This is a genomic window from Chryseobacterium sp. WX (assembly GCF_029542485.1).
GTDB classification, from domain to species: Bacteria; Bacteroidota; Bacteroidia; order Flavobacteriales; family Weeksellaceae; genus Chryseobacterium; species Chryseobacterium cucumeris.
Map to the genome: position 1 here is coordinate 2,390,840 of NZ_CP120710.1, position 23,548 is coordinate 2,414,387.

A 23,548-nucleotide genomic window follows, 5' to 3' on the forward strand; every position below is an offset into this window, starting at 1 on the left:
AAAGCTGATAAAAAAATAAAATCCCGGATCTGAAATTTCAGGTCCGGGATTTTTGTATACAATATAAAATTTAGTTAGTCGTTAATTCTAATCTGATATGGCATCTCCATTTTCACCTCAGATTGTAGTTTCTTATCTGTAATCTGCTGCAGAATTTCATAGTTGGATTTACCAATCCTGTTCTTGATAATTCTGGCAGAAACGTCCTCTTCATTCAGGTCTTTAAAGATTTGCTCGAACGGAGTCATTCTCTTAGGGAAAGCCTCTACATGATAAGATTTTAATCCTGCTTTCTGAGCGGCAAATTTCACAGCATCAGTTAAAGTACCCAATTCATCTACCAATCCTATTTGCTTGGCACGAACACCACTCCATACTCTACCGCCTCCTACATTGTCAATCTGCTCAAAAGTTTTCTTTCTGTTTTGAGTTACAAAATGAACAAATCTCTTGTAAGTACCTTCTACACTTCTTGTCATCATATTCACTCCATAAGGCGTTACTCCGTTTAACCCGGAATAATACATAGAGTTGGCATTGGTAGAAACAATATCTGCACGGATTCCGTTTTTAGCCGCAATATCTTTATAGTAAGGCATTACTCCGAACACTCCGATAGAACCGGTAAGTGTGTTAGGCTCTGAATAAATTTTATCTGCAGCCATTGCTACATAATATCCTCCTGATGCCGCATAGTCTCCAAAAGATACGATCAGTGGTTTTTTCTTTTTCAGCTGCTGTAACTCAAATAGGATCTCATCTGAAGCATTAGCACTTCCTCCCGGAGAGTTGATTCTGAAAACAACCGCTTTCACTTTATCATCCTCCTGAAGTTTTTTAATATACTTCACATATTTCTCAGAATGAATATCATTGTATTCATCTCCGTTATTAATAGATCCTGAAGCATACAGTACTGCGATCTTTTCGCCGGATTTATCTTCATCCGCATAAGAATTGATATAACTTGTCAAAGAAATCTTGTTCAGTTTTTCGTCATTTTTTACGCTTAACTTAGCCTTAAGAAGATCTTCGTATTCTGATTTCTGAATCAGTTTATCTGCTAGTTTATATTTTAAGCTTTGCTCAGGAATCATTCCATACAAACTATCTGTGATCATTCTGAACTGAGCAGTATCAATTTTTCTTGAAGCAGCCATTTTATTGGAAGTGTTTTTCCAAAGGTCATTCAAGAGAGTGCTTAACTGTTCTTTATTTTCAGGAGAAATATCATTTCTTAGAAAAGGTTCTACTGCAGACTTGAATTTACCGTGACGAATTACTTCAATTCCAATCCCGTATTTATCTGCAAAATCCTTGAAGAAAGCAACCTCTGTAGAAAGACCTTTTAATTCTACCATTCCTGCAGGATGCAGATAATATTGATCAGCAACAGATCCTAAATAATAAGCAGACTGTGATACTCCATTTCCGTATGCATATACAAATTTTCCGCTTTTCTTGAAATCTTCAATGGCGTTTCTCAGATCATCAATCTGAGTAAGTCCTGCAGATAAATAATCAGTTTCTATACTGATTCCTTTAATATTGTCATCAGTTTTTGCTTTATTGATAGCTTCCAGTGCATCATATATAAGGATACTTTTATTTTGAGCACCTAAGCCGAATAATCCCATCTCTTCTTCAGTAGGGCTATCGATTATATTTGTCTTTAAATTAATCGTAAGAACGGAGTTCTTTTTTACCGCCACCGACTTATCATTCCCCATCGCACTGAACACAAGCATCATAATGAAAAAGATGAAAAATAGAGCGCAAAGTATGATAATTGCTACTATATTTGCCAAAACATTTTTAAAGAAACTTCTCATAAATCAATCAATTTTCTAATATGTCGCAGCATAAGGTCGTTTTGTTACTGGGAAGTAACTTAGGAGAGCAAAAAAAAAATGTAGAGCTTGCATTAAAGATGATAAATGATGCTGGAAATCACATTTCACAAACCAGCGAATTTTTAATGTCTGACCCTGTAGAGTTTGTCAGTTCCAATATTTTTTGTAATATTGCAGCAATAATATTCACTCATCTTTCACCAATCCAACTGCTTGATTGTATTAAGAATATAGAAGTTGAGATGGGAAGAATTAATGATTCAAAAGTATCCGGAGGTTATACTGACAGGATTATAGACATTGATATCATTAAGTATAATGAGTTAAATTTTAAATCAGAAAGGTTAGAAGTCCCTCATAAAAAACATCTTTTTGAAAGGGATTTTTCCAGAATATTATTGAAAGATTTTATTTAAAACATAAAACATATTGTATGAAATTAGGTTTATTATTATTGGCTACATCATTGCCAATTGCAGCTTTCGCACAGAACAGCGGCACAACAGTAAACTCTTCCACAGAGTACCCTAATACATTCTCCTCAGGTTCCGCTAATGTAAAACCCTTTGACAACAAATCCAGACGCTTCAGAGACTGGTCTATTTCTGTTGGAGGAGGTCCTGCATTTATGGTACACTCCGATTTAAAATCTATCCGCAAGGATAAGACCAATTGGGGTTACAATGCGTATATAAGCGTAGACAAACAAATCACACATGCATTCGGGCTAAGCCTAATGTATATGAGAGGAGAAACGAAACAGACAGCCCAGCTTCCCGGTGCTGCAGGTGTAAAATCAGGAATAGCTACTGCTACAACACAATTTGACAACATCTCTTTATTAGGTGACATCAACTTCTCGAACTTATTCAGAAGAGTAGATAACCACTCTCCATACAGATGGGCTTTCCACGGATATATGGGTATTGGACTTCAGGGATTCAGAACATCATTGCATGATAACGACGAATTCAGATGGAGCAATACTCCAAGAAGAACTCCTTTATTCATTAAACAGGACATTGATATCAACTCTATCTTCTATCAGGGAGGTGTGGGAATAAAGTACAATGTTTCAAAACTTATTGACGTTGAGGCAAGAACCATGTACATTATCAGTGGTGATGATGAATTCGATGGCGGCGGATGGGCAGATCCTAATGATTATGATCCTTCCACTCCAGGTTCAAAATACAACATGTTAAATTCCAGAAGATCTGATAACGCCTGGACAGTAAGTTTAGGAGTATCTTTCAAACTAGGAAAACACGAATCTCACCTTGCATGGCATGATCCGCTTCAGGAAGCATACTACAGAACCAGCGTTCTTGAAAACGCAAGTACTGACCTTGTTGTTTGCGAAAAAGGAGATGCAGACAATGATGGAGTATGTGATGACTGGGACAGACAGCTTGACACTCCTGCAGGTGCAAGAGTAGACGGTGCCGGAGTTGCTTTGGACATGGATCTGGATGGCGTTATTGACCTTTACGACAAGTGTGTAACCGTACCAGGACCTGTTGAAAACAATGGATGTCCAGTTAAATAATTAAAACAAACTTAAACTTCTTTTTTAATAAAAGAAATCAAATAATAATACACGATGAAATTAAGTTTAGCAATTGTTGCATTAGCTTTGGCAATTCCTTCTGCTACTTATGCACAAGACTCAACTGCAGATTCAAATGGAAAATATCCTAATACATTTTCTTCAGGATCTGCCAATGTTACCCCCTTTACCAACCAGTCTAAAAGATTTAATGATTGGTCTATTTCTGTAGGAGCAGGTGTTCCCCTTCTTCAGTCTGCAGATTTGACTTCCATTAAAAATGGTAACGGTAAAAACCTTTTTGGATATTCAGCCTACGTAAGTATTGATAAAGCGATTACCCATGCTTTTGGGATCAATTTACAATATGACAGAGGTGAAACCAGACAAGGATGGTTCAATACTAAAAATGCTGCACCTGATGCATCAGCAGTAGGAGCAAGAACTCAGTATGACGCAATCTCTCTCTTAGGAGACATTAACTTCTCAAACCTGTTAAGAAGAGTGGACAACCACTCCCCTTACAGATGGGCACTTCACGGATATGCTGGTATTGGTACTATTGCCTACAGAGCATACCAGAAGGATGGTAGTAACAAACAGACATTAATGACTGAAATCAAACCTTTCCAATTAGGTTCTCTGTTCTTCCAGGCTGGTACAGGTGTGAAGTTCAAAGTAAACAGAAGAATAGACATTGAAGGTAGATTAATGTATGTGGTAACAGGTGATGATGAATTTGACGGAGGCGGTGATGCTTACAGCGCTATCAACAAGCGTTCTGAGCAGGTTTCTGACAACTTCTTCAATGCGACATTAGGTCTTTCTTTCAAATTAGGAAAGCATGAATCTCACGTTATGTGGCATGATCCACTTCAGGAAATCTATTACAAACTGGATGTATTGGCTAATAAAAACCAGGATATCGAAGTATGTAAAAAAGGTGATGCTGATAACGACGGGGTATGTGACGATTGGGACAGACAGCTTGATACTCCTGCAGGAGCAAGAGTGGATGGTGCCGGAGTTGCGCTTGATACAGACTTAGACGGTGTAATTGACCTTTACGATAAGTGTGTAACAGTTCCAGGACCTGTTGAAAACAACGGATGCCCTATCGTTAAAGATCATAAGGAAACTGCTGTAGAAGTAGAGAAAACCCTTAAGGATATTTATTTCAACTTTAATAAAGCTACCATCAGACCTGAATCTAACGAAAAATTGGATCTGGCAGCTTCAATTATTAAAGAAAACGGAGGTAATTACTTGTTGACCGGACATACAGATATCAAAGGAAATGCAGCCTACAATCTTAGATTGTCTAAAGAAAGAGCAGCTGCTGTAGTAGGAGCTCTTGAAAACAGAGGCATTAATGAAAATGTACTAAAATCTAGAGGAGTTGGTTCTGCAGAAGCAACGATCCCGGCATCAGCTTCAGATGCTGAAAGAATGGCGGACAGAAAAGTTACTGTAAGATTTATAGAAAGTTCGGAATGGGATTCTATCAAAAAGAAAGACTATGAAGATGCTCCTGTAAAAAAAGCAGTAAAAAAAGTTCCTGCTAAGAAAAAGAAGAAATAAATTTCAAATACTTCTTAAACCGAAAAGAATTGCTCTTTTCGGTTTATTTTTTTTCTACTACGATTTTTTTTACATACCTTTATCATTATTTTCAGGACAACTGTGTGAAATACATTAGTAATCAGTAAGTTTGTTTTGAAAAAAATTAATACAAAATCACTTTTTAGCGTAAAAAAATCATTTAAAATAACTTAACTTAAAAAAATAACACTATGAAATTAAGTTTAGCAATTGTTGCATTAGCTTTGGTAATTCCTTCTGCCACTTATGCACAAGACTCAACGGCAGTTTCAAAAGGAGAGTATCCTAATACATTTTCTTCGGGATCTGCTAATGTTTCCCCATTCACCAATCAATCTAAAAGATTTAATGATTGGTCTATTTCTGCCGGGGTGGGTGTTCCACTTCTTCAGTCTGCGGATTTAACCTCTATCAAAAATGGTAACGGTAAAAACCTTTTTGGATATTCAGCCTACGTAAGTATTGATAAAGCCATTACTCATGCTTTTGGGATCAATTTACAATATGACAGAGGTGAAACCAGACAAGGATGGTTCAATACTAAAAATGCTGCACCCGATGCATCAGCAGTAGGAGCAAGAACTCAGTATGACGCAATCTCTCTATTAGGAGACATTAACTTCTCGAATCTGTTAAGAAGAGTGGACAACCACTCCCCTTATAGATGGGCACTTCATGGATATGCTGGTATTGGTACTATTGCCTACAGAGCATACCAGAAAGACGGAAGTAACAAACAGACATTAATGACTGAAATCAAACCTTTCCAATTAGGTTCTCTGTTCTTCCAGGCTGGTACAGGTCTGAAGTTTAAAGTAAACAGAAGAATCGACATTGAAGGTAGATTAATGTATGTGGTAACAGGTGATGATGAATTTGACGGAGGCGGTGATGCTTACAGCGCTATCAACAAGCGTTCTGAGCAGGTTTCAGACAACTTCTTCAATGCGACATTAGGTCTTTCTGTAAAACTTGGAAAACATGAGTCTCACTTAATGTGGCATGACCCACTTCAGGAAATCTATTATAAGCTTGATGTACTGGCTAATAAAAACCAGGATATTGAAGTATGTAAAAAAGGTGATGCTGATAACGACGGGGTATGTGACGATTGGGACAGACAGCTTGATACTCCTGCAGGAGCAAGAGTGGATGGTGCCGGAGTTGCGCTTGATACAGACTTAGACGGTGTAATTGACCTTTACGATAAGTGTGTAACAGTTCCAGGACCTGTTGAAAACAACGGATGTCCTGTAGCTACAACAGGACCTGTAGTAGAAACAGAAACTAAGTTGGAGGGAATTGAGTTTGATTTAAATTCTGACAGAATTTTACCATCAAATACTCCAATCTTAAATAATGCTGTAAACTACATCAATTCTTCAACTGGTTCTTATAATGTAATTGGAGCTACTGACACAAGAGGTACTGATGCTTACAACCAAAAACTATCAGAAAGAAGAGCAAACAACGTTAAGAACTATCTGATCAAAAACGGTGTTCAAACAGGTAAATTACAGGCAATAGGAAAAGGTGAAAAAGACCTTAAATATCCTGAATGTGAACCGGCAACGAAGTGCCCTGAATGGAAAAACAGAGCCAACAGAAGAGTATACTTCGAAGCTAAATAATAAACATATTGATATATTATATGAAAGTCACGCCCTGCGTGACTTTTTTTGTCCTAATTCTTTCCTTATTTTTACAACATGATTTCTCCGCAGGATTTTCAAAAGCTAAAATATGATACTCTTAAGTATTTCTGGGGTTATACCGACTTCAGAGATTCTCAGGAAGAAATTATCAATGCTGTTATTAATGAAAAAGATACCCTAGTTCTCTTACCTACAGGAGCAGGAAAGTCTTTATGCTATCAATTACCAGCCCTATTGAAAGAAGGAACCTGCCTTGTTGTTTCTCCTTTGCTGGCATTGATGAAAGACCAGGTTAATCAGCTTAAAGCCCGCGGTATAGAAGCAGAATATCTTTCCTCCGAATTGGATGAATATGATGCTGAAACCATTTATGACCGCTGTAAAGAAGGACTTACCAAGCTGCTCTATGTTTCTCCTGAAAGGCTTACCAATACTCAGTTTATTCAGAATATGGAAGAAATACAACTCTCCTTCATTGCTGTGGATGAAGCTCACTGTATTTCAGAATGGGGTCAGGATTTCAGGCCCAGTTATCAGAATATAAAAGGATTCAGAAGTAATAATCCTGAAATTCCCTGTCTTGCTTTGACTGCAACAGCGACTCCAAAAGTTCTTGAAGAGATCAAAAGTAAACTGGAACTGAAAAATCCTTTTGTTTTTCAAAAAAGTTTCAAGAGAGAGAATATTAAAATTTTCACCGATGAAGTATCTGATAAATTCCAACGTGTTTTTGATATTTTAAAATACAGCAATGACTCCGGAATTGTATATGTAAGAACAAGAAAAGAAGCAGAATTGCTGGCAGAATTCCTGAAGAAAAACCAACTGAAAAATGTAGATTATTTCCATGCAGGTCTCACAACCAAGGAAAAAAATGCAAGACAAAACCTTTGGAATAATAGCGACAACCATGTTCTTATTTCTACCAATGCCTTTGGAATGGGTATAGACAAAGACAATGTTCGTTTTGTGATTCACTATTCCCCTGCTGCGTCTCTGGAAAACTATTATCAGGAGATCGGAAGAGCCGGAAGAGATGGAAAAGACAGTTTTGCCTTCATGCTTTGGAACAAACAGGAATTATTGAATTTTGATCAGGTTCTAAAAAATCAGACACCCAACAAAGCTGAGTTTTTGAAGATCATTAGTTACCTCTATTCTATTTTTCAGGTAGCAGAGTTTGAACTTCCGGAAAAAACATTTCAGCTGAATAATCTTGGTATACAGAATTTCACAAAACTGTCGAAAGCAAAGATCAACAATGTACTCAATTTTCTCCACAACCAGGAAATTGTCTACTACAACGATTACAAAAGTCTGTCTTCACTTGAGCTTTTTATCAAAGCTGATGAGCTGGAACAGCTTCCTCAAAAAGATGCCTATTTTATAGAGCTTCTTTTCCGTAATATATCAGGAATTACCACCCACAAAGTAATGTTCAGTGAACAACAGATAAGCAACAAAATCAATATCAGTGTTCCTTTGATCAAAGAACGGTTGAAAGAACTTCAGCAAAAGAATTATCTTGAATATATCGATGGGGCATTAGCCAGTATCAAATTCCTGAAACCTCGTGATGAAAGAGCTGTGAACAGCACTTACTGGAAATTATTTGAACATATTCAGAGGAATAAAATCCAAAAATGGGAAGAGATGAAGTTTTACGTAGAAAATAACGACTACTGCAAAATGAAACTAATTCTTGCTTACTTTGGTGAAAAAAATTCCAGAAACTGTGGCCAGTGTTCTGTCTGTGAAAAAAATAAGCAATCCATCTTTGGAAAAAATATTTCTCAGCAGATCATTAATTTATTAGCTAAAAAGTCGGCTACCATTGAAGAACTGTCTATCCAGCTCAGCTATCATTCCAAAGAAAATATACTGGAGAATCTGATTTTTCTTTTGGATTCAGGAAAGGTAAGAATGCTGAATTTCAGAACGTATGCGCTGAATCATGAGTAATGAGTAATGAGTAATGATTGATAAATATTATGCCCCTGAACCTGCCTAAATCTCAAACGCTCACACTCTAAAACTTTCCTACCTTCAAACCCTGATATTTTCCGACTCTCAGATCAAAAACTTATCTTTGCAGTATGAAATCATTGAAAGTTGTTTTTTTAGGAACTCCTGAGTTTGCAAAAACCTCTTTGGAGGCCATCCACCAATCTCACCATCAGGTAGTAGGTGTTGTAACTGTAGCTGATAAGGCAAGCGGACGCGGACAGAAAATTCACCAGTCACCGGTAAAAATCTATGCTGAAGAAAATAATATTCCTGTTTTTCAGCCGGAAAAGTTGAGAAACCCTGAATTCCTGGAAGAACTTAGGAAACTGGATGCTGATGTTTTTGTAGTCGTTGCCTTCAGGATGATGCCTAAAGTGCTTTTTGAGATGCCTAAAATGGGAACTTTCAATCTTCATGCTTCATTACTTCCTGATTACAGAGGTGCTGCACCCATCAATTATGCTGTAATCAACGGAGAAGAAAAGACCGGAGCAACTACTTTCTTTATTAATGAAAAAATTGACGAAGGAAATATTCTTCTTCAGCAGGAAATGGAAATTTTACCGGATGAAAATGCCGGAAGCCTTCATGACCGACTCATGGAAATGGGCTCAGGCCTTGTGGTTAAGACATTGGATGGTCTTGCCGAAAATGCTATTGAAGAGAAACCTCAGCCCCATGTAGAACATCCTAAAAATGCTTATAAAATTTTCAAGGAAGATACGAGGATCAATTGGGAACAGCCTTCAAAAACCATTCATCAGTTTATTCTGGGAATGTCGCCTTATCCTGCAGCTTTCACCACTTTAAAGATTGACAACGAAGAAAAGGGATTAAAAATATTCGGGGGTAAATTTGAACTTGTTGGCCACGGAAAACCAGCTGGAAGTCTTGATATTTCTAAGAATGAATTTAAAATCTATACTCAGGACGGAATCTATTATCCGCTGGAGCTTCAGTTGGAAGGTAAAAAAAGAATGTTGGTAAAAGATTTTCTAAATGGTTTCCGAAACTTTGACGGAATTGCATTAGCCTAAAAAATAAGATCATTATACATAAAAAAGTCCCAAAAGTATTTACAGATAGACTTTTGGGACTTTTTAATTTTCAGTCATCAACTTTTACTCACAATTTTCTTCCGGATTCTGCTTATAAACTCAGGTGTCACTCCCAGATAGGCAGCAATCTGAATATTGGTAAGCCGGCTTGCTGTCTGTGGATAATCTTTTAAAAACTCTACATACCGCTCATCTGAAGGCTTGCTTAAATTATCAATAATTCTACGCTGTAATGCTATAATCGACTTTTGAAACTTAAGTCTCATTAATCTTTCAATCTCCGGCATTTCAGTATACAATTTCTCTTTTTCCTTTTGGGGAATAAGAAGAATCTCACTATCCTCCAGCGCCTGAATATTGAGCTTTGAGGGAATACGATTCACAAAACTATCAATATCGGAGATCCACCAGTTTTCAATTCCGAAATACAATATCTGTTCGGCAGCATTATGATGGGTATGAAAAACTTTAAAGCAACCACTCACCACAAATCCTTCAAATTCACAAATCTCTCCTTCTTTTAAAAGGAATTCTTTTCTCTTTATTTTCTGAAGACTAAAGGCACTGCAGTATTTATCCAGCTTTTCGTCTGAAATATCAATATATCCCCGGATGTGTTTTTTTAAAGACTCAGTCATGGTTTAAAAATAAAAAAAGGTTTAGAAAAACCCTAAACCTTATAATTTTGTATTACAAACGGTCATTTATTGTGAAAACAATTCACTATTGACCGTGCATTTTCTATAGCTGTACCATCTCAGTAACCTCCACATCATATCCTCCAACCTGAGGCTTGATATTAGGATTTTGAGTGATTACTTTAAACTTGTTGATTCCTAAATTCTTTAAGATCTGCGTTCCGATTCCATAATCTCTGTAATTGTACGCTAATGTAGGATGCTGCTCCTGACCATCCTGATAGTTCAGGAACTGTTGAAGTTTTCTCAATGTATTTTCAGAGTTGGAAACGTTGTTGATAAAAATAATAGCTCCTTTTCCAGCTTCATTCACCATACCTGTTACCTTTTCCAACAATGGTTTTTCACCGTTGTTCAGTCTGGTCAATACATCAAAATAAGAATCTGAAGACTGTACTCTTACCAAAACAGGCTCATCTACTGTCCAAGCTCCTTTTGTCAATGCAAAGTGGATCTGGTCATTGGAAGTTTCTCTGAAAGCATAAAAATCAAAATCACCGTAGTGCGTTTTTACTTTTTTCTCTTCAAGTCTTTCTACCAGATTTCCTTTTTTAAGCTGATAGTGGATAAGATCTTCAATAGAAACGATCTTCATATCGTGTTTTTGGGCAAAAGCATGAAGTTCAGGCAGACGGGACATTGTACCATCTTCATTCATGATCTCGCAGATCACACCTCCTTCTTTCAATCCTGCTAAATTCGTAAGATCGATGGCCGCTTCAGTATGTCCGGCTCTTTTCAATACACCTCCTTTTCTTGCGCGAAGCGGGAAAATGTGGCCAGGTCTCATAAAATCTGTAGGCTTGGATTTTTCATCCATCAATGCTAAAATTGTTTTTGCTCTGTCACTTGCAGAAATTCCGGTAGATGTTCCGTTACCCAGAAGGTCAACTGATACGGTGAAAGCAGTCTCCTTAGGATCGCTGCTTCTGCTTACCATCACTTCAAGTCCAAGCTCATCACATCTTTTTTCAGGAAGCGGCATACAGATCAGCCCTCTTCCGTGAAGAGCCATAAAATTGATAATTTCCGGCGTTGTCAGTTCTGCCGCGCAAAGAAAATCACCTTCATTTTCTCTGTCTTCATCATCTACTACTATGATTATTTTACCATTTCTAAGGTCTTCGATAGCCTCTGGAATAGTATTTAATTTAATATCGGACATTTTTACTTTTTATTTGTGCAAAGATACTCATAAAAATAAGCATCTGCCAATTAATTATGTATGGTTTATTACGCTTTGGATAAAGAGTCTGCAGCCTCTCTGAAAATCTCGTAAGATCTCAATCTTTTCTGATGATCGTAGATATGTGAATTGATCATCAGTTCATCCACCTGGAATCTTTCCTGGAAATCTTTAAGCTTTTCCTGAACTTCAGCCTTATCTCCGATAAAAGTATATCTCAGTTTCTGTAAAACCATAGATTTTTCCATTGGCGACCAGATTTCATCCATATCATCCACGGGTGGAGCAAAAGGTTTTCTGTCGTTTCTTACAATATTGATGAATGCCTGGAATAAAGTGGTGGAAATTTTATGAGCTTCCTCAGAAGTTTCAGCCGCTACCCCATTTACACACGCAATGATATAAGGTTTATCCAGATATTTTGACGGTTCGAAATGTTCTCTGTATATTTTAAAAGCCATTTCCATCTGCTCAGGTGCAAAATGTCCCGCAAATGCATAAGGCAGCCCTAGTTCTGCAGCCAGCCATGCACTGTCTGTACTTGACCCCAGAATATATAGCGGAATATCCAATCCTTCTCCCGGAATGGCACGAACCATCGCCTCTGAATTTTCTTTTGAAAAATATCTTTGAAGTTCGAGGATCTGTCTTGGAAACTGTTCATTGATGATGGCTGGATTCCTTCCCAACGCTTGTGCTGTCAAGCCATCTGTTCCCGGAGCTCTTCCTAATCCAAGGTCAATCCTTCCCGGAAACAGAGATTCCAGAGTACCAAATTGTTCTGCAATGATCAGAGAACTGTGGTTAGGAAGCATAATTCCTCCTGAACCTACTCTGATTGTTTTCGTTCCATTGGCAATGAAACCAATTAAAACAGAAGTTGCAGAGCTTGCAATACTTTCCATATTGTGGTGTTCTGCCAGCCAGAATCTTTTATAATTTAAATTTTCAGCGTGATTAGCTAGTGATAAGCTGTCCTGAAAAGTATCATGAATGCTTTTACCTTGCTTTACCGGGGCAAGATCTAAAACAGAAATTTCAAAATTTTTCATGTTATGATGTTAATTTTTCTTTAATCTGAAAAACAAGGCAAATTTAAAACATAAAAACTGCATTAGTTACTTTTTGTAATTAATAAAAACAATTGATCAGTTCAGGGAAAAACTATTGGAATGAAAATTTTGCTTACATCGTTTTACCTATGTGATCTTAAAATTAAATAATCATATTAAAAAACATATTTTAACGAAAATAATTCAACAAAAAGAGACATATTTATTATATTCGTATACCAAATTTTTAAAAACTTTAATATGAACAAAAAAACAAACAGCCTGTTTTATAAGCAGATGTTGACAGGAAAAACTGTCTTTATGAGTTTTCTTATTGCTGCAATATTTTCGTCTTGTAGCAAAAACAATGAAGAAATTACTTCTGAAGCTCAAACCAATGCCTTCAACGCAGACAATGTAAAAAAAGGACAATTGAACGGCCAGGAAATTACCTATGAAAGAAAAAACGGAATGAATTTTTTCCAGGGAGATATTGTTCTTACCGACAAACAATTATCAGAAGGTAATGAAGTTAATAAAGGCGGTGCAAGCTATTCAAGATGGCCGAATGGTAAAATTTATTATACTATTGCCGGCAATATGGGTTCCATCAATGTTAACAAAATCAACTCTGCCATCAGCGAGTACAATAATAAAACGAATACACAGTGGATCTACCGTACCAACCAGGCTAATTATGTGGAATTTATTTTCGGAAGCTCATCAGGATCTGATGGCTGGGCTCATATCGGATATCAGGGTGGAAAACAAACCGTTTCTTTGGATCAGTATATTTCTGTAGGTTCAGTGATTCATGAAATGGGACATACAGTAGGACTTTACCATGAACATACGCGTAAAGACAGAGATCAATATGTAAAGATTCTGTGGAACAATATTCAAAGCGGACAGTCTTATAATTTCAATATCTATAATTCCGGAACAGATATAGGACCATTTAATATTAATTCGGTGATGATGTATTGGCCAACCTCCTATTCTAAAAATGGGTTACCAACGATTACCAAAGCTGATAACAGCAATTTTACTTATACCAGAACCGGATTTACTACCGGAGATATTAATACCATCAATGCAATGTATCCTTAAATTTTTAAGAATCCTCTCTCCATAAAAAAAGAACTCTTACGAGTTCTTTTCTTTTTTATAATTATAATGATTGATTAAAATCCTGATTTCGTTAAATTCAAAATGGCTTGGCAGTGCATTCTTCCACTCGGTTAATGTTTCATGTGGATTTTTATAGAATTCATCTTCAAAAGCCTTAATTTTATCCGAAGTAATGACTCGGGAAATATCCAGCAAGCCTTGTTCGGCAAATTTGGCAAGATGCCCAATAACGGTTTCTTTCACCAGCCCTCTTTCCAAGGCAATTTCTCCGATTGTTTTTCCCTGCTCAAACAGCTGGAAAGTTAAAACCTGTGACGGAACTTTAGCAATTTTCAGATTGATTTCCTTATCATTCTTTTCATCTAAAAGTTTAGTTTCAAGTAAGTGAATATCTTTCAGACTGTTCAGATATTCTTCAATGTCTTCCAGCCAGCTTTTAAATTCTTCATTATATTGTTTTAAACCTTTCGCTCCTTTTATTTCAGCATAAAATTCTTTCAAAGGATCGAAAATCTTATTTCTGGTTTCTGTAAAAAAGAAATTAACCGCACCTTTTGATTTGCTTTCAATCTCGGACCATTCTTCTTTCTGTTCAATAAAATTATTGACTTTCTGAAAAATAATACGTTCCAGTTTCTCAAAGATTTTTCCAAGATTTACTGCTTCATGTTTTAACTGAAGATAAAGCTGTTTGGTTTTGACGTGGTCTATATTCTTGGTGACAATGGAAAGGTTATTCCACTCCTCCACTTCCTTTAAAAACCATGTACAATCTAACGTACGCAATACTTTTCTGATGCTGTAATCATATTTTTCCTGATTTAAAATAGCTTCTACATGGTCATTGGCAATCGTATCTGTGTGGAAATGCAAAATTCTGTTATCCTTGAAAATAACTTCAGGGGTAATTTTTGATTTTAAAACAATTCCTTCCAAAGTTCTGCAGCGGGATAAAGCTACATAGACCTGACCGGCAGTAAAACTCTTTCCTGCATCAATAATCACTTTATCAAACGTTAATCCCTGACTTTTATGAATCGTAACCGCCCATGCTAATTTGATAGGAAACTGCTCGAAACTTCCCAACACTTCTTCCTGGATATTTTTATCAGTATCAAGAAAATATTTTTTCTGTTCCCAGGTTTCTCTTTTGACAACAATTTCTCTTTCACTTTCATCCAGTACAACACGGATTTCATTTTCATCCAATCCGATGATCTCGCCCAGCTTTCCGTTAAAATATTTCTTCTCACCGGAAATATCATTTCGGATAAACATGATCTGAGCTCCTGTTTTCAGTTCTAAAAACTGTTCGTTCGGAAATTGATTTTCTTTAAAATCCCCTACCAGCTTAGCTTCATACACCTGAGGATCAACTTTTATTTCTGCCAGTTTTTCCTGATTGATCTCATCTGCCATTTTGTTGTGAGAACACAGATATACATAGGATTCTTTTCCCATATCAAAGTCAGGATCATACCTTTCATTGAGATGATTAAAGTCTATATTATCCACATCGCCGTCACGGATTGCATTCAGAATTTCCAGAAACTCTTCGTCAGATTGTCTGTATACTTTCGTCAGTTCAATGGTAACAATAGGAATTTCCTTAATGGCATGGCTGTCAAAAAAGAAGGGTGAATTGTAATACATTTTCAGGATATGCTCATCCCTTACCACCGGAGGAAGCTGAAACAAATCCCCGATAAAGAGCATCTGTACCCCTCCAAATCTCTGATTATTCCTTCTGATAAATCTCAAAGAAAAATCCATCATATCCAGAACATCAGCCCTCAACATTGAAACCTCATCAATAATAATGATTTCAACCTCTCTCAGAAGCTTCAGCTTATCTTTACGGTATTTGAAATGAGGCATCAGATCGGCAATATTATTAGCCAAACTGGTATCTATCCTTTCTGTAGTAGGAAGAAAGGTTCTCAACGGCAGCCCAAACATGGAATGGATTGTAACTCCACCTGCATTAATGGCAGCAATTCCCGTGGGAGCCACTACAATATGCTTTTTCTTTGTACGCCTTACAAAATCATTAAGAAATGTCGTCTTTCCTGTTCCGGCTTTCCCGGTTAAAAAAACGCTTCTGTTCGTATATTCTATTAAGTCAAAAAAATGATTATTCATCTTCGTCAAAAATACGGAAATGAATTTGAATTTCTTACCTTGGCATAAGTTTTGAAAATTCTTAAAAAGAAAAAAGTTTATTGTGAAAAAATTATTCTTTCATATCCCGGCAATAGTATTGTGTACTACATTAACTTTAGTTTCGTGTAATACATCAAAGAGTGCCAATACCAATCTTCCTATTGATATTGCTGACAGACCTGCTGACGAGGAAAGTCAGAAATATGAACAGGCACAGCTGGATAGATTAAAAGCTTCTATTGAATCTGAAGTATCAGGAGAAAAATGTACGGATGCCAGCCAATGGGCATTTGCTCCTATGGGATCAAAAGCCTGCGGTGGACCTCAGCAATACATTGCCTACCCTAAGAAAATAGAAGCGACTTTCTTACCAAGGGTGAATGAGTATACGGATAAAGTGAAAGCTTTTAATGAAAAGTATAATATTACGTCTGACTGTATGATGATCGAGCCACCTACATCACTCAAATGTGTCAATGGCAAGATCAGACTTATTACACCGGATAATAATTAACAATAAAGCAAAGGTTCTATATCAAATCGAAAAAGCTCTGTTTCAGAACAGAGCTTTTATATTTATTTTTAAATAGATCAATGGTGAATTTTGCTTCGCAAATGGATGCCAAAAATAATTGACAAGCGCAGCGAATTGACCATTGACCTTTCACTATTTTATAGTCAATAAGTGAATTTTGCTTCACAAGTGAATGGTGAATTCTGATCGCAAAAATTGACAAGCACAGCGAATTGACTATTCATTATTCACTATTCACTTGACATTCTAAAATTGATGATCCTTCACATTCTCCTTATACCATGATGAATATTTCACATAGTTATCTGCAATTCTGTTCACTTCTCCTTCCAGTAACTGAGCATTGATATCTTTTATTTTTCTTGCAGGAACTCCTCCCCAGACTTCTCCGGATTTAATGTGCGTTCCCTGAGTCACTACAGAACCTGCTCCTACAATGGAGTTTTCTTCTACCAGACAATCATCCATCACAATAGCTCCCATTCCGATCAGTACATTATCTTTAATGGTACATCCATGAACAATGGCATTATGTCCTATAGAAACATTGTTCCCGATATTCAAAGGATATTTCTGATACGTACAGTGCAGCATTGCATTGTCCTGAACATTCACTTTGTCACCCATTTTGATATAGTGAACATCACCTCTGATCACTGCATTATACCAGACACTGCAGTCTTTTCCCATTGTAACATCGCCAATAATAGTTGCTGTTTCTGCTAAGAAAGTATTCTCTCCGATCTGTGGTGCTTTTCCTAAAAGCTGTTTTATTAGTGCCATAATATTTATTTGAAATGTAAAAATGTGCCCAATTGAAAATTACACTATCTTTTCTGATATCTAACTTCTAAATTACAGTGATAGCAAAAATCTAACTCTCAATTTTCAGCTTCTAACTTCTAATGCGTATTTTTGTATCTCAAATTTAACGAAAAAATGCGTACCGTACTTATAGAACCAACTGAAAACCCAAAAGTGATGAAATTTGTAGCAGATTACAATCTCATCCCGGGGTCTTTAGAACTGGACAGAAATTCAGATATTTCGGAAATTCCTCTGGCACAGGAACTTTTCAATTATCCTTTTGTGGAAAGAGTTTTCATTACCGCTAATTTTGTAGCAGTAGCAAAACAGGATACCATAGAATGGGAACATGTCGCTGAAAGTCTGAAAAATGTAATTGAGGATGAATTACTGGCTAACCCTAGAATCTATCTTCAAAAGAAAAAAGAAATGTATCAGATCTATGCTGAAATGACTCCGAATCCAAATGTAATGAAGTTTGTTTCGAGCAAACTGCTGATGGATGGTTTTGTGGAAGTAAAATCGAAAGAAGCGGCTGAAGAAGTTCCTTTAGCACAGGCTATTTTTAAAGAGTTTGATTTTGCAACAGAAGTTTTCATTTCGGACAATTTTGTAGCGGTTACAAGAGATAATTCAGTTGAATGGCACCAGGTAATGATGACTGTTCGTGCACTTATCGCTGAATATCTTCAGAACGGAGGTGAAATTTCAAAAATAGAACCTCAGAAACATGAAAACCCTGTTGAGAAAATTATCAACAGAGATTATACTGAAGATGAGCAGAAAATTTCTGACATTTTAAATGAATATGTAGCTCCTGCTGTAGAAAATGATGGGGGAAAAATTTCTCTGATGGAATACGATCAGGAAAATAAAACGGCAAAAATGCTACTACAGGGTGCATGCTCCGGCTGCCCGAGTTCTACAGCTACTTTGAAAAACGGAATTGAAAATATTTTAAAACAATTCGTTCCGGACTTAGTAGAAAGAGTGGAAGCTGTAAACGGATAAAACTGCCGAAATGCCTCCCGGAAAGAAAATTTTGGTGATTATAGGAAGTGCTTCGGCAAATTCCAGCAATCAGAAACTGCTGGAACAGGTGCTGCGAAATATCGGCACTACAGATTTTCAGATGTATACTGATCTTTCTGTTCTTCCGCATTTTGATACGGCATTAACGGATGATCATACTCCGGAAGAAGTTCTGAAAATCAGAGAAGATATTAAAAACGCTTCAGGTGTTATATTTTCCACACCAGAATATATTTTCAGTATCCCGGGCAGATTGAAAAATCTTTTGGAGTGGTGTGTTTCTACAACTGTATTTTCAGAAAAACCAGTTGCTGTGATTACCGCTTCTGCCAGTGGAGAAAGAGGTCACGAAGAGTTATTATTAATTTTAAAAACTCTTGGCGCTGTAACAGATGATAAACATCAGGCATTAATAAAAGGGATAAAAGGTAAATTTGACGGCAATGGCTTACTGGAAAGTAATACCTTTGTCAAAGTATCAAAATTAGTAACAGATTTTATAAGTTCTGTTTCATAATTAAAATTTAGAATATTGAATAAGAAAGGAATTTTACTAGTCAACCTCGGATCACCGAGATCAACTTCTGTAAACGACGTAAAGGAATATCTTGATGAATTTCTGATGGATGAAAGGGTGATTGATTACCGTTGGATCTTTCGTGCACTTCTTGTACAGGGAATCATTCTGAAAACAAGACCTGCAAAATCTGCTGAAGCCTATAAAACGGTTTGGACAGATGAAGGTTCTCCGCTGATTGTTATTACTAAGCAAATTCAGAAAAAACTTCAGAAAGTGGTAGATGTTCCTGTGGAAATCGGAATGAGATATGCGCAACCAAGCATTGAAGCTGGTATCCAGAAACTGGTTGATCAGGGAGTCACTGAAATTGTTCTTTTTCCATTATATCCTCAATATGCAATGAGTACCACGGAAACCGTGATTGAAAAGGCGGAAGAAGTGAGAAAAAAGAATTTTCCAACTATAAAGATCAATTATATTCAGCCTTTCTACAACAGGGATATTTATATCAACTGCCTTGCAGAAAGTATTAAAGAAAAGCTTCCTGAAAATTTTGATGCCTTGCAGTTTTCTTATCACGGAGTTCCGGAAAGACATATTTATAAGACAGATCCCACCAAGACCTGTAACCTTAACGACTGTTGTTCCAGGGAAGATAATCCAAGTCATCAGTTTTGCTATCGTCATCAATGTTATAAAACGACACAGCTTGTCATTGATAAATTGAATTTACCTAAAGAAAAAACGATTGTTTCATTCCAGTCAAGATTAGGAAAAGACAAGTGGATTGAACCATATACAGACGAAACCCTGGAAACCATTGGAAAAAAGGGAATAAAAAACCTGGCTGTTGTATGTCCGGCATTTGTTTCCGACTGCCTTGAGACCCTGGAAGAAATTTCAGTAGAAGGAAAAGAACAGTTTATGCATGGCGGCGGTGAAAACTTCCATTATATTCCATGTCTGAATGACGAAGATCGATGGATTGAAGTGGTAAAAATACTTTGTGAAGAAAAACTGAATGATTTTTATTTAGTTTAATTCTTTTAGTTAAAAATATACAAAAGGCCGCAAGTTAATTCTTGCGGCCTTTTTGTTGAATATATTAAAAAGTTTGGTGCTATTTTTTAATAAGGTTTCCTGCTTTCTCTCCGTTTACCAATACAATATATACTCCCGGAAGAATATTGGAAGGCAATTGGATGTTAAGCTTATTGGCTCCATCAGTCATTTCTACTTTCTCAGAAATTTCTTTCTTACCTGTAAGGCTTACCAGTTCTACAATTCCTTTTCCAGCTTTCCCTTCAAAATTGATGGTAAATCTGTCTGTTGCAGGATTTGGACTTATGGTGTACAGAGCTGTATCTGCGGCTGCCACTTTTCCTGCCGGAGAAGTTCCACCACCTACGCCTACAGCATTCCATGCATTGGTAACCTGGGTTACTTCATTACTGCCTGCTCCATACAGATCTGCTGCTGCCTGAAGAGAATAGGTTCTTGCATTTGCATAGGTAGAAGAAGAAGTAAGATAAGTCGTTAATGTTCTGTAAGCAATTGCTCCGGCTTTATCCAGACCAATTCCTGAAACATTATAGGCAAAACCTTTGTCATTTGTACCAGAACCTCCTGTAACCAGCAGATAATACCAGAAGTTAAGGACACCTGAATTGGTATGAACTCCACAATAATCATTAGACTGGCTTGGTGTAACACAACCGGAAGTTGTAGTAGTTTTCCAGTAGGTTCCCATATAGGTATCCGGCTGGCTATAAGCATTTGGATTCGCCATATTTCTGATCACGTAGTTGAAATCCTCCCCCAGTGTCCAGCTTGCCTGTGTAGGTCTTGCCCAACGCTCAATGGTATTTCCGAAGATATCTGAGAAACCTTCATTCAATGCTCCGGATTCTCTCTGATAAGCAAGATTAGCTGTTTTAGAAGTCAATCCGTGTGTAATCTCATGACCACATACATCTATTGCTGTCAAAGGTTTTCCACCATTTGTTGTTGAACTTCCATCACCATAAGTCATTCTGGAACCATCCCAAAATGCATTGAAATAGTTGGTAGAATAGTGAACATAAGATTTAATAGCAAAATTATTATTATCAATACTCTTACGTCCATATTTTGTATAGAAATAATCCACTGTCATTTCTGCTCCCCAATGCGCATCGGTAGCATATTGGTCTTTATTGGTGTTCACATTATTCCAGTTATTATCTGTATCTGTGAAGTCTACTGCAGAAGCATAGCTGGTTCCTTTTTTCAGGTTGTACGTTTCTACTGAAGTTCCTGCATTTCTTCCGGTTTCTCTTAAGCGATAGCTTCCGTTATAAGAATCTGTGGTGATGCTACGTGTTCCGCTATATCCGGTAACTGCTGTTCCCGGGGTGTTTACTTCATGAATGATAGCATCTACTCCTAATACTTTTCCATTTTTAGCATCTACAAAAACATATTGTCTGCTTAATGGCTTCTCCGCATAGATATCAAATTTATAAGCCAGCCTTAAATCATTCAGCTTATCATCATCAGGATCTGAATAATATACTAATTCACCTTTAGGAGCATAGCTTGCATTGGGATCGCCTGTTTCTTTTTTAAGAAAATCTTCCTCTTCTTTATTTTTCCATTTATAGGCGTCAGCACCTACGAAGGATAAAGCACTCTGCAATGCTGCATTTTCAGCAAGACCGGCACTTTTGTCAAGCCCTTTCGGAACTTTAACAACCCATTTTCCGGACTGTCCTACAATTTTACCGTCTTTTGTCTGAACAGCCATCATTCCGTATTCTACAGGAATATCATTAACGGTCTGTTGAAATCTTTGAGTTTCAAAACCCAATGCATCTTTTTCCAGCCCCAGTTTGCGAGCTTGTCCCGGAGAAAGTCTCTGAGAAGCTTCGTCAAATAAAACAGGAGTTCCCTGATACGCAGGTGCATTTTTTTCAAATCTCATAAATTCAGCATGTAGTCCGCTTTTACCCGGAACTAATTTCGATGGAGTGTTTTGTCCAAACACAAAAGAGCAGGCAGCAACGCTTGCCACTAAGATAAATTTAGTTTTCATATTAATATTGGTTGATTGTGGTAACGAATTTATAAACTTTTCACAATAAAAAAACAAAAACAATGAGTAAAATTCAATTGATATTATAAATCAATAAATAAAACACAATAATGATTTTAAAAAAAAGAAAATTATTTAAATATAATTTTTCCACAATGTTAATTTCATGTTAAAAAAATTAATTAAAATCAAAATTTTGTGAATTAATATTTTTCACTATGCAGTGCATTATATTATAAGAAAATTAGTCATAATATGAGATTTGAGAGAGTAATTCTTTCAATAAGGACAAAAAAATAGGACTATCTTAAGAGACAGCCCTATTTTTTATGTATATTTTAAATTATAATTACTTAACGTTTATTCGCAATGGGTGTTCTGAATTCTCCATATCCCATTAACCCATCATAATTTCTTCCAAATGGTGCATAATAAAGAAACGCCTGATAAAGATTTTCTGTCTGCCAGAAGTTACCGTTTACTTCTCCAAAATTCAAACCGTTTCCATCTTTTGTTACCAAAACATAGTTATAAAAACCTTGTTTAAGGAATATTTTTGCCACATATTGTTTGGTAGAAGCATTATACTGCATTTGATTTTCCTTACTGGGTTTAAAATTATTAAATCCTCCCAACACATAAATTTCTTTATCCACAGGATCGGAATCCAAGTAGAAATGTACCCATGAATAATCCGCTTCTCTTTCTGCATCTCTCTCTCTTCCTAAGTCGTTCCTTCTGTAGTACCAGGCTCCATTGACATCGGGTTGGTACTGATAGTTTAAAGGAAATGCCCATACCGGATGCAGATACGTCTGGTTGACATCATCTTTTATTTCGGTAGCACGCACCATATCGGCGGCCATATTCATATTTTTATTATCGAAATAATAAAACTCATTATCTCCGGGGAAAACAAGATTCATCTGCTGGAACAAAACCTGATTTCCTAAAACACTGCTCGGTTTAAGATTGGATATCACCATATTCGGGTTGTTATTCTGCATCACATTCATGGTAATTGAATTAACATTGGAAGAAATATCTCCGCCTTTCGGAGAAACATTCACTTCTACCCTCTGGTTAACGTTGGGATTTTTCGCATCTGCAAATCTTGAAATATTCAAGCCCACGGATGTTACATCTTCCACCAGATAAAATCGTTTTTTGAACAGAGGCTGATCTGCCGAATCTTTGTAGACAATCAGTTCATAATTCCCTGAGACTTTCAGTTGGATTTTATCATTCGGGAAAACAAGTTTATAGTGGGTATACGCCTGTAACGTATTGAAAGAATATTGAAACTGATCCAGAAGTGCATTCATGCTTCCGGTAGCAAATTCTGTAAAAAACAGATTATCTTCATTCCAGTTTCTGTCATAATGTTTGAATGTGTATCTATAGATCTGACTGCCATTCGTAAGATCATCAAAGCCTAAAACCAATTGTTCACCAATTTTAATGACAGGGGTCTCATCATTGGTCTGAGGATTGAACAGCTGAACACTTTGGATATTTTGTCCAAAAACCAGTCCGCCCAAAGAAAGTAAAAGTATTCGCAAAGTTTTCATTATGACGAAGATAACGAAAAATAGCCATTTTCTTAATAATATCGTATTTTTGAATA

The 23,548-nt window shown here is 36.6% G+C and carries 19 protein-coding genes; 11 read left to right on the plus strand and 8 right to left on the minus strand.

Going from position 1 to position 23,548, the window contains the following annotated elements; translation table 11 throughout:
- Positions 1 to 74: 74 nt before the first annotated feature.
- Entirely contained in the window at positions 75 to 1,832 is a 1,758-nt protein-coding gene (gene sppA / locus PZ898_RS10785; RefSeq protein WP_277695484.1) for a signal peptide peptidase SppA, read from the minus strand.
- 20 nt (positions 1,833 to 1,852) lie between these two features.
- On the opposite strand from sppA, the gene folK reads away from it, so the two are divergent.
- The 6 genes from folK to fmt all read left to right on the plus strand — a co-directional run bounded on the left by folK (position 1,853) and on the right by fmt (position 9,703).
- A complete protein-coding gene (gene folK / locus PZ898_RS10790) occupies positions 1,853 to 2,269 on the plus strand; it encodes a 2-amino-4-hydroxy-6-hydroxymethyldihydropteridine diphosphokinase (protein WP_062676203.1) in 417 nt (138 codons plus the stop codon).
- 17 nt (positions 2,270 to 2,286) lie between these two features.
- A complete protein-coding gene (locus tag PZ898_RS10795) occupies positions 2,287 to 3,402 on the plus strand; it encodes an OmpA family protein (RefSeq protein ID WP_123279202.1) in 1,116 nt (371 codons plus the stop codon).
- Positions 3,403 to 3,456: 54 nt separating this feature from the next.
- Complete coding sequence (locus PZ898_RS10800; protein ID WP_062676205.1) at positions 3,457 to 4,983, plus strand: OmpA family protein; 1,527 nt, start codon at positions 3,457 to 3,459, stop codon at positions 4,981 to 4,983.
- 212 nt (positions 4,984 to 5,195) lie between these two features.
- Positions 5,196 to 6,635 (plus strand): OmpA family protein, encoded by a 1,440-nt coding sequence (locus PZ898_RS10805; protein ID WP_277695485.1) that lies wholly within the window; start codon positions 5,196 to 5,198, stop codon positions 6,633 to 6,635.
- Positions 6,636 to 6,713: 78 nt separating this feature from the next.
- A complete protein-coding gene (locus tag PZ898_RS10810; RefSeq protein ID WP_277695486.1) occupies positions 6,714 to 8,621 on the plus strand; it encodes an ATP-dependent DNA helicase RecQ in 1,908 nt (635 codons plus the stop codon).
- A 134-nt stretch (positions 8,622 to 8,755) separates the two neighbouring features.
- Entirely contained in the window at positions 8,756 to 9,703 is a 948-nt protein-coding gene (gene fmt, locus PZ898_RS10815) for a methionyl-tRNA formyltransferase (protein WP_062676208.1), read from the plus strand.
- A 77-nt stretch (positions 9,704 to 9,780) separates the two neighbouring features.
- Here fmt and PZ898_RS10820 read toward each other — a convergent pair whose 3' ends face one another.
- From PZ898_RS10820 to PZ898_RS10830, 3 genes are all read right to left on the minus strand, one after another.
- On the minus strand, positions 9,781 to 10,362 hold the full coding sequence (locus PZ898_RS10820; protein ID WP_277695487.1) for a Crp/Fnr family transcriptional regulator: 582 nt from the start codon (positions 10,360 to 10,362) through the stop codon (positions 9,781 to 9,783).
- Positions 10,363 to 10,465: 103 nt separating this feature from the next.
- A complete protein-coding gene (gene ribB, locus PZ898_RS10825) occupies positions 10,466 to 11,587 on the minus strand; it encodes a 3,4-dihydroxy-2-butanone-4-phosphate synthase (RefSeq protein WP_120232913.1) in 1,122 nt (373 codons plus the stop codon).
- A 68-nt stretch (positions 11,588 to 11,655) separates the two neighbouring features.
- Complete coding sequence (locus PZ898_RS10830; RefSeq protein ID WP_062676211.1) at positions 11,656 to 12,660, minus strand: LLM class flavin-dependent oxidoreductase; 1,005 nt, start codon at positions 12,658 to 12,660, stop codon at positions 11,656 to 11,658.
- A gap of 261 nt (positions 12,661 to 12,921) precedes the next feature.
- Between PZ898_RS10830 and PZ898_RS10835 the strand changes: the two genes are divergently transcribed.
- On the plus strand, positions 12,922 to 13,770 hold the full coding sequence (locus PZ898_RS10835; protein ID WP_277695488.1) for a M12 family metallopeptidase: 849 nt from the start codon (positions 12,922 to 12,924) through the stop codon (positions 13,768 to 13,770).
- A 36-nt stretch (positions 13,771 to 13,806) separates the two neighbouring features.
- Here PZ898_RS10835 and PZ898_RS10840 read toward each other — a convergent pair whose 3' ends face one another.
- Complete coding sequence (locus PZ898_RS10840; protein WP_277695489.1) at positions 13,807 to 15,933, minus strand: helix-turn-helix domain-containing protein; 2,127 nt, start codon at positions 15,931 to 15,933, stop codon at positions 13,807 to 13,809.
- Positions 15,934 to 16,015: 82 nt separating this feature from the next.
- Here PZ898_RS10840 and PZ898_RS10845 point away from each other — a divergent pair, with 82 nt between their 5' ends.
- The gene (locus PZ898_RS10845; RefSeq protein ID WP_277695490.1) at positions 16,016 to 16,468 is read left to right on the plus strand and encodes a hypothetical protein; all 453 of its coding nucleotides are present in this window, start codon (positions 16,016 to 16,018) and stop codon (positions 16,466 to 16,468) included.
- 267 nt (positions 16,469 to 16,735) lie between these two features.
- Here PZ898_RS10845 and PZ898_RS10850 read toward each other — a convergent pair whose 3' ends face one another.
- Entirely contained in the window at positions 16,736 to 17,272 is a 537-nt protein-coding gene (locus tag PZ898_RS10850) for a gamma carbonic anhydrase family protein (protein ID WP_034694954.1), read from the minus strand.
- A 156-nt stretch (positions 17,273 to 17,428) separates the two neighbouring features.
- On the opposite strand from PZ898_RS10850, the gene PZ898_RS10855 reads away from it, so the two are divergent.
- From PZ898_RS10855 to hemH, 3 genes are read left to right on the plus strand one after another with little or no spacing between them, the layout of a single operon-like run.
- Entirely contained in the window at positions 17,429 to 18,307 is an 879-nt protein-coding gene (locus tag PZ898_RS10855; protein WP_062676215.1) for a NifU family protein, read from the plus strand.
- A gap of 10 nt (positions 18,308 to 18,317) precedes the next feature.
- Positions 18,318 to 18,845 (plus strand): NADPH-dependent FMN reductase, encoded by a 528-nt coding sequence (locus tag PZ898_RS10860; RefSeq protein WP_277695491.1) that lies wholly within the window; start codon positions 18,318 to 18,320, stop codon positions 18,843 to 18,845.
- A 15-nt stretch (positions 18,846 to 18,860) separates the two neighbouring features.
- The gene (hemH, locus tag PZ898_RS10865; RefSeq protein WP_062676217.1) at positions 18,861 to 19,889 is read left to right on the plus strand and encodes a ferrochelatase; all 1,029 of its coding nucleotides are present in this window, start codon (positions 18,861 to 18,863) and stop codon (positions 19,887 to 19,889) included.
- Between the two features lie 79 nt (positions 19,890 to 19,968).
- On the opposite strand, the gene PZ898_RS10870 is transcribed toward hemH, so the two are convergent.
- Positions 19,969 to 21,921: a M4 family metallopeptidase gene (locus tag PZ898_RS10870; RefSeq protein WP_123279192.1), complete on the minus strand. Its 1,953-nt coding sequence runs from the start codon at positions 21,919 to 21,921 to the stop codon at positions 19,969 to 19,971.
- A 353-nt stretch (positions 21,922 to 22,274) separates the two neighbouring features.
- Positions 22,275 to 23,492: a DUF5103 domain-containing protein gene (locus PZ898_RS10875; protein WP_277695492.1), complete on the minus strand. Its 1,218-nt coding sequence runs from the start codon at positions 23,490 to 23,492 to the stop codon at positions 22,275 to 22,277.
- Positions 23,493 to 23,548: the final 56 nt, after the last annotated feature.

Coding starts and splice junctions, on each gene's coding strand:
- sppA (WP_277695484.1), bottom strand. CDS start 1,832: ATGAGAAGTTTCTTTAAAAATGTTTTGGCAAATATAGTAGCAATTATC.
- folK (WP_062676203.1), top strand. CDS start 1,853: ATGTCGCAGCATAAGGTCGTTTTGTTACTGGGAAGTAACTTAGGAGAG.
- PZ898_RS10795 (WP_123279202.1), top strand. CDS start 2,287: ATGAAATTAGGTTTATTATTATTGGCTACATCATTGCCAATTGCAGCT.
- PZ898_RS10800 (WP_062676205.1), top strand. CDS start 3,457: ATGAAATTAAGTTTAGCAATTGTTGCATTAGCTTTGGCAATTCCTTCT.
- PZ898_RS10805 (WP_277695485.1), top strand. CDS start 5,196: ATGAAATTAAGTTTAGCAATTGTTGCATTAGCTTTGGTAATTCCTTCT.
- PZ898_RS10810 (WP_277695486.1), top strand. CDS start 6,714: ATGATTTCTCCGCAGGATTTTCAAAAGCTAAAATATGATACTCTTAAG.
- fmt (WP_062676208.1), top strand. CDS start 8,756: ATGAAATCATTGAAAGTTGTTTTTTTAGGAACTCCTGAGTTTGCAAAA.
- PZ898_RS10820 (WP_277695487.1), bottom strand. CDS start 10,362: ATGACTGAGTCTTTAAAAAAACACATCCGGGGATATATTGATATTTCA.
- ribB (WP_120232913.1), bottom strand. CDS start 11,587: ATGTCCGATATTAAATTAAATACTATTCCAGAGGCTATCGAAGACCTT.
- PZ898_RS10830 (WP_062676211.1), bottom strand. CDS start 12,660: ATGAAAAATTTTGAAATTTCTGTTTTAGATCTTGCCCCGGTAAAGCAA.
- PZ898_RS10835 (WP_277695488.1), top strand. CDS start 12,922: ATGAACAAAAAAACAAACAGCCTGTTTTATAAGCAGATGTTGACAGGA.
- PZ898_RS10840 (WP_277695489.1), bottom strand. CDS start 15,933: ATGAATAATCATTTTTTTGACTTAATAGAATATACGAACAGAAGCGTT.
- PZ898_RS10850 (WP_034694954.1), bottom strand. CDS start 17,272: ATGGCACTAATAAAACAGCTTTTAGGAAAAGCACCACAGATCGGAGAG.
- PZ898_RS10855 (WP_062676215.1), top strand. CDS start 17,429: ATGCGTACCGTACTTATAGAACCAACTGAAAACCCAAAAGTGATGAAA.
- PZ898_RS10860 (WP_277695491.1), top strand. CDS start 18,318: ATGCCTCCCGGAAAGAAAATTTTGGTGATTATAGGAAGTGCTTCGGCA.
- PZ898_RS10870 (WP_123279192.1), bottom strand. CDS start 21,921: ATGAAAACTAAATTTATCTTAGTGGCAAGCGTTGCTGCCTGCTCTTTT.
- PZ898_RS10875 (WP_277695492.1), bottom strand. CDS start 23,492: ATGAAAACTTTGCGAATACTTTTACTTTCTTTGGGCGGACTGGTTTTT.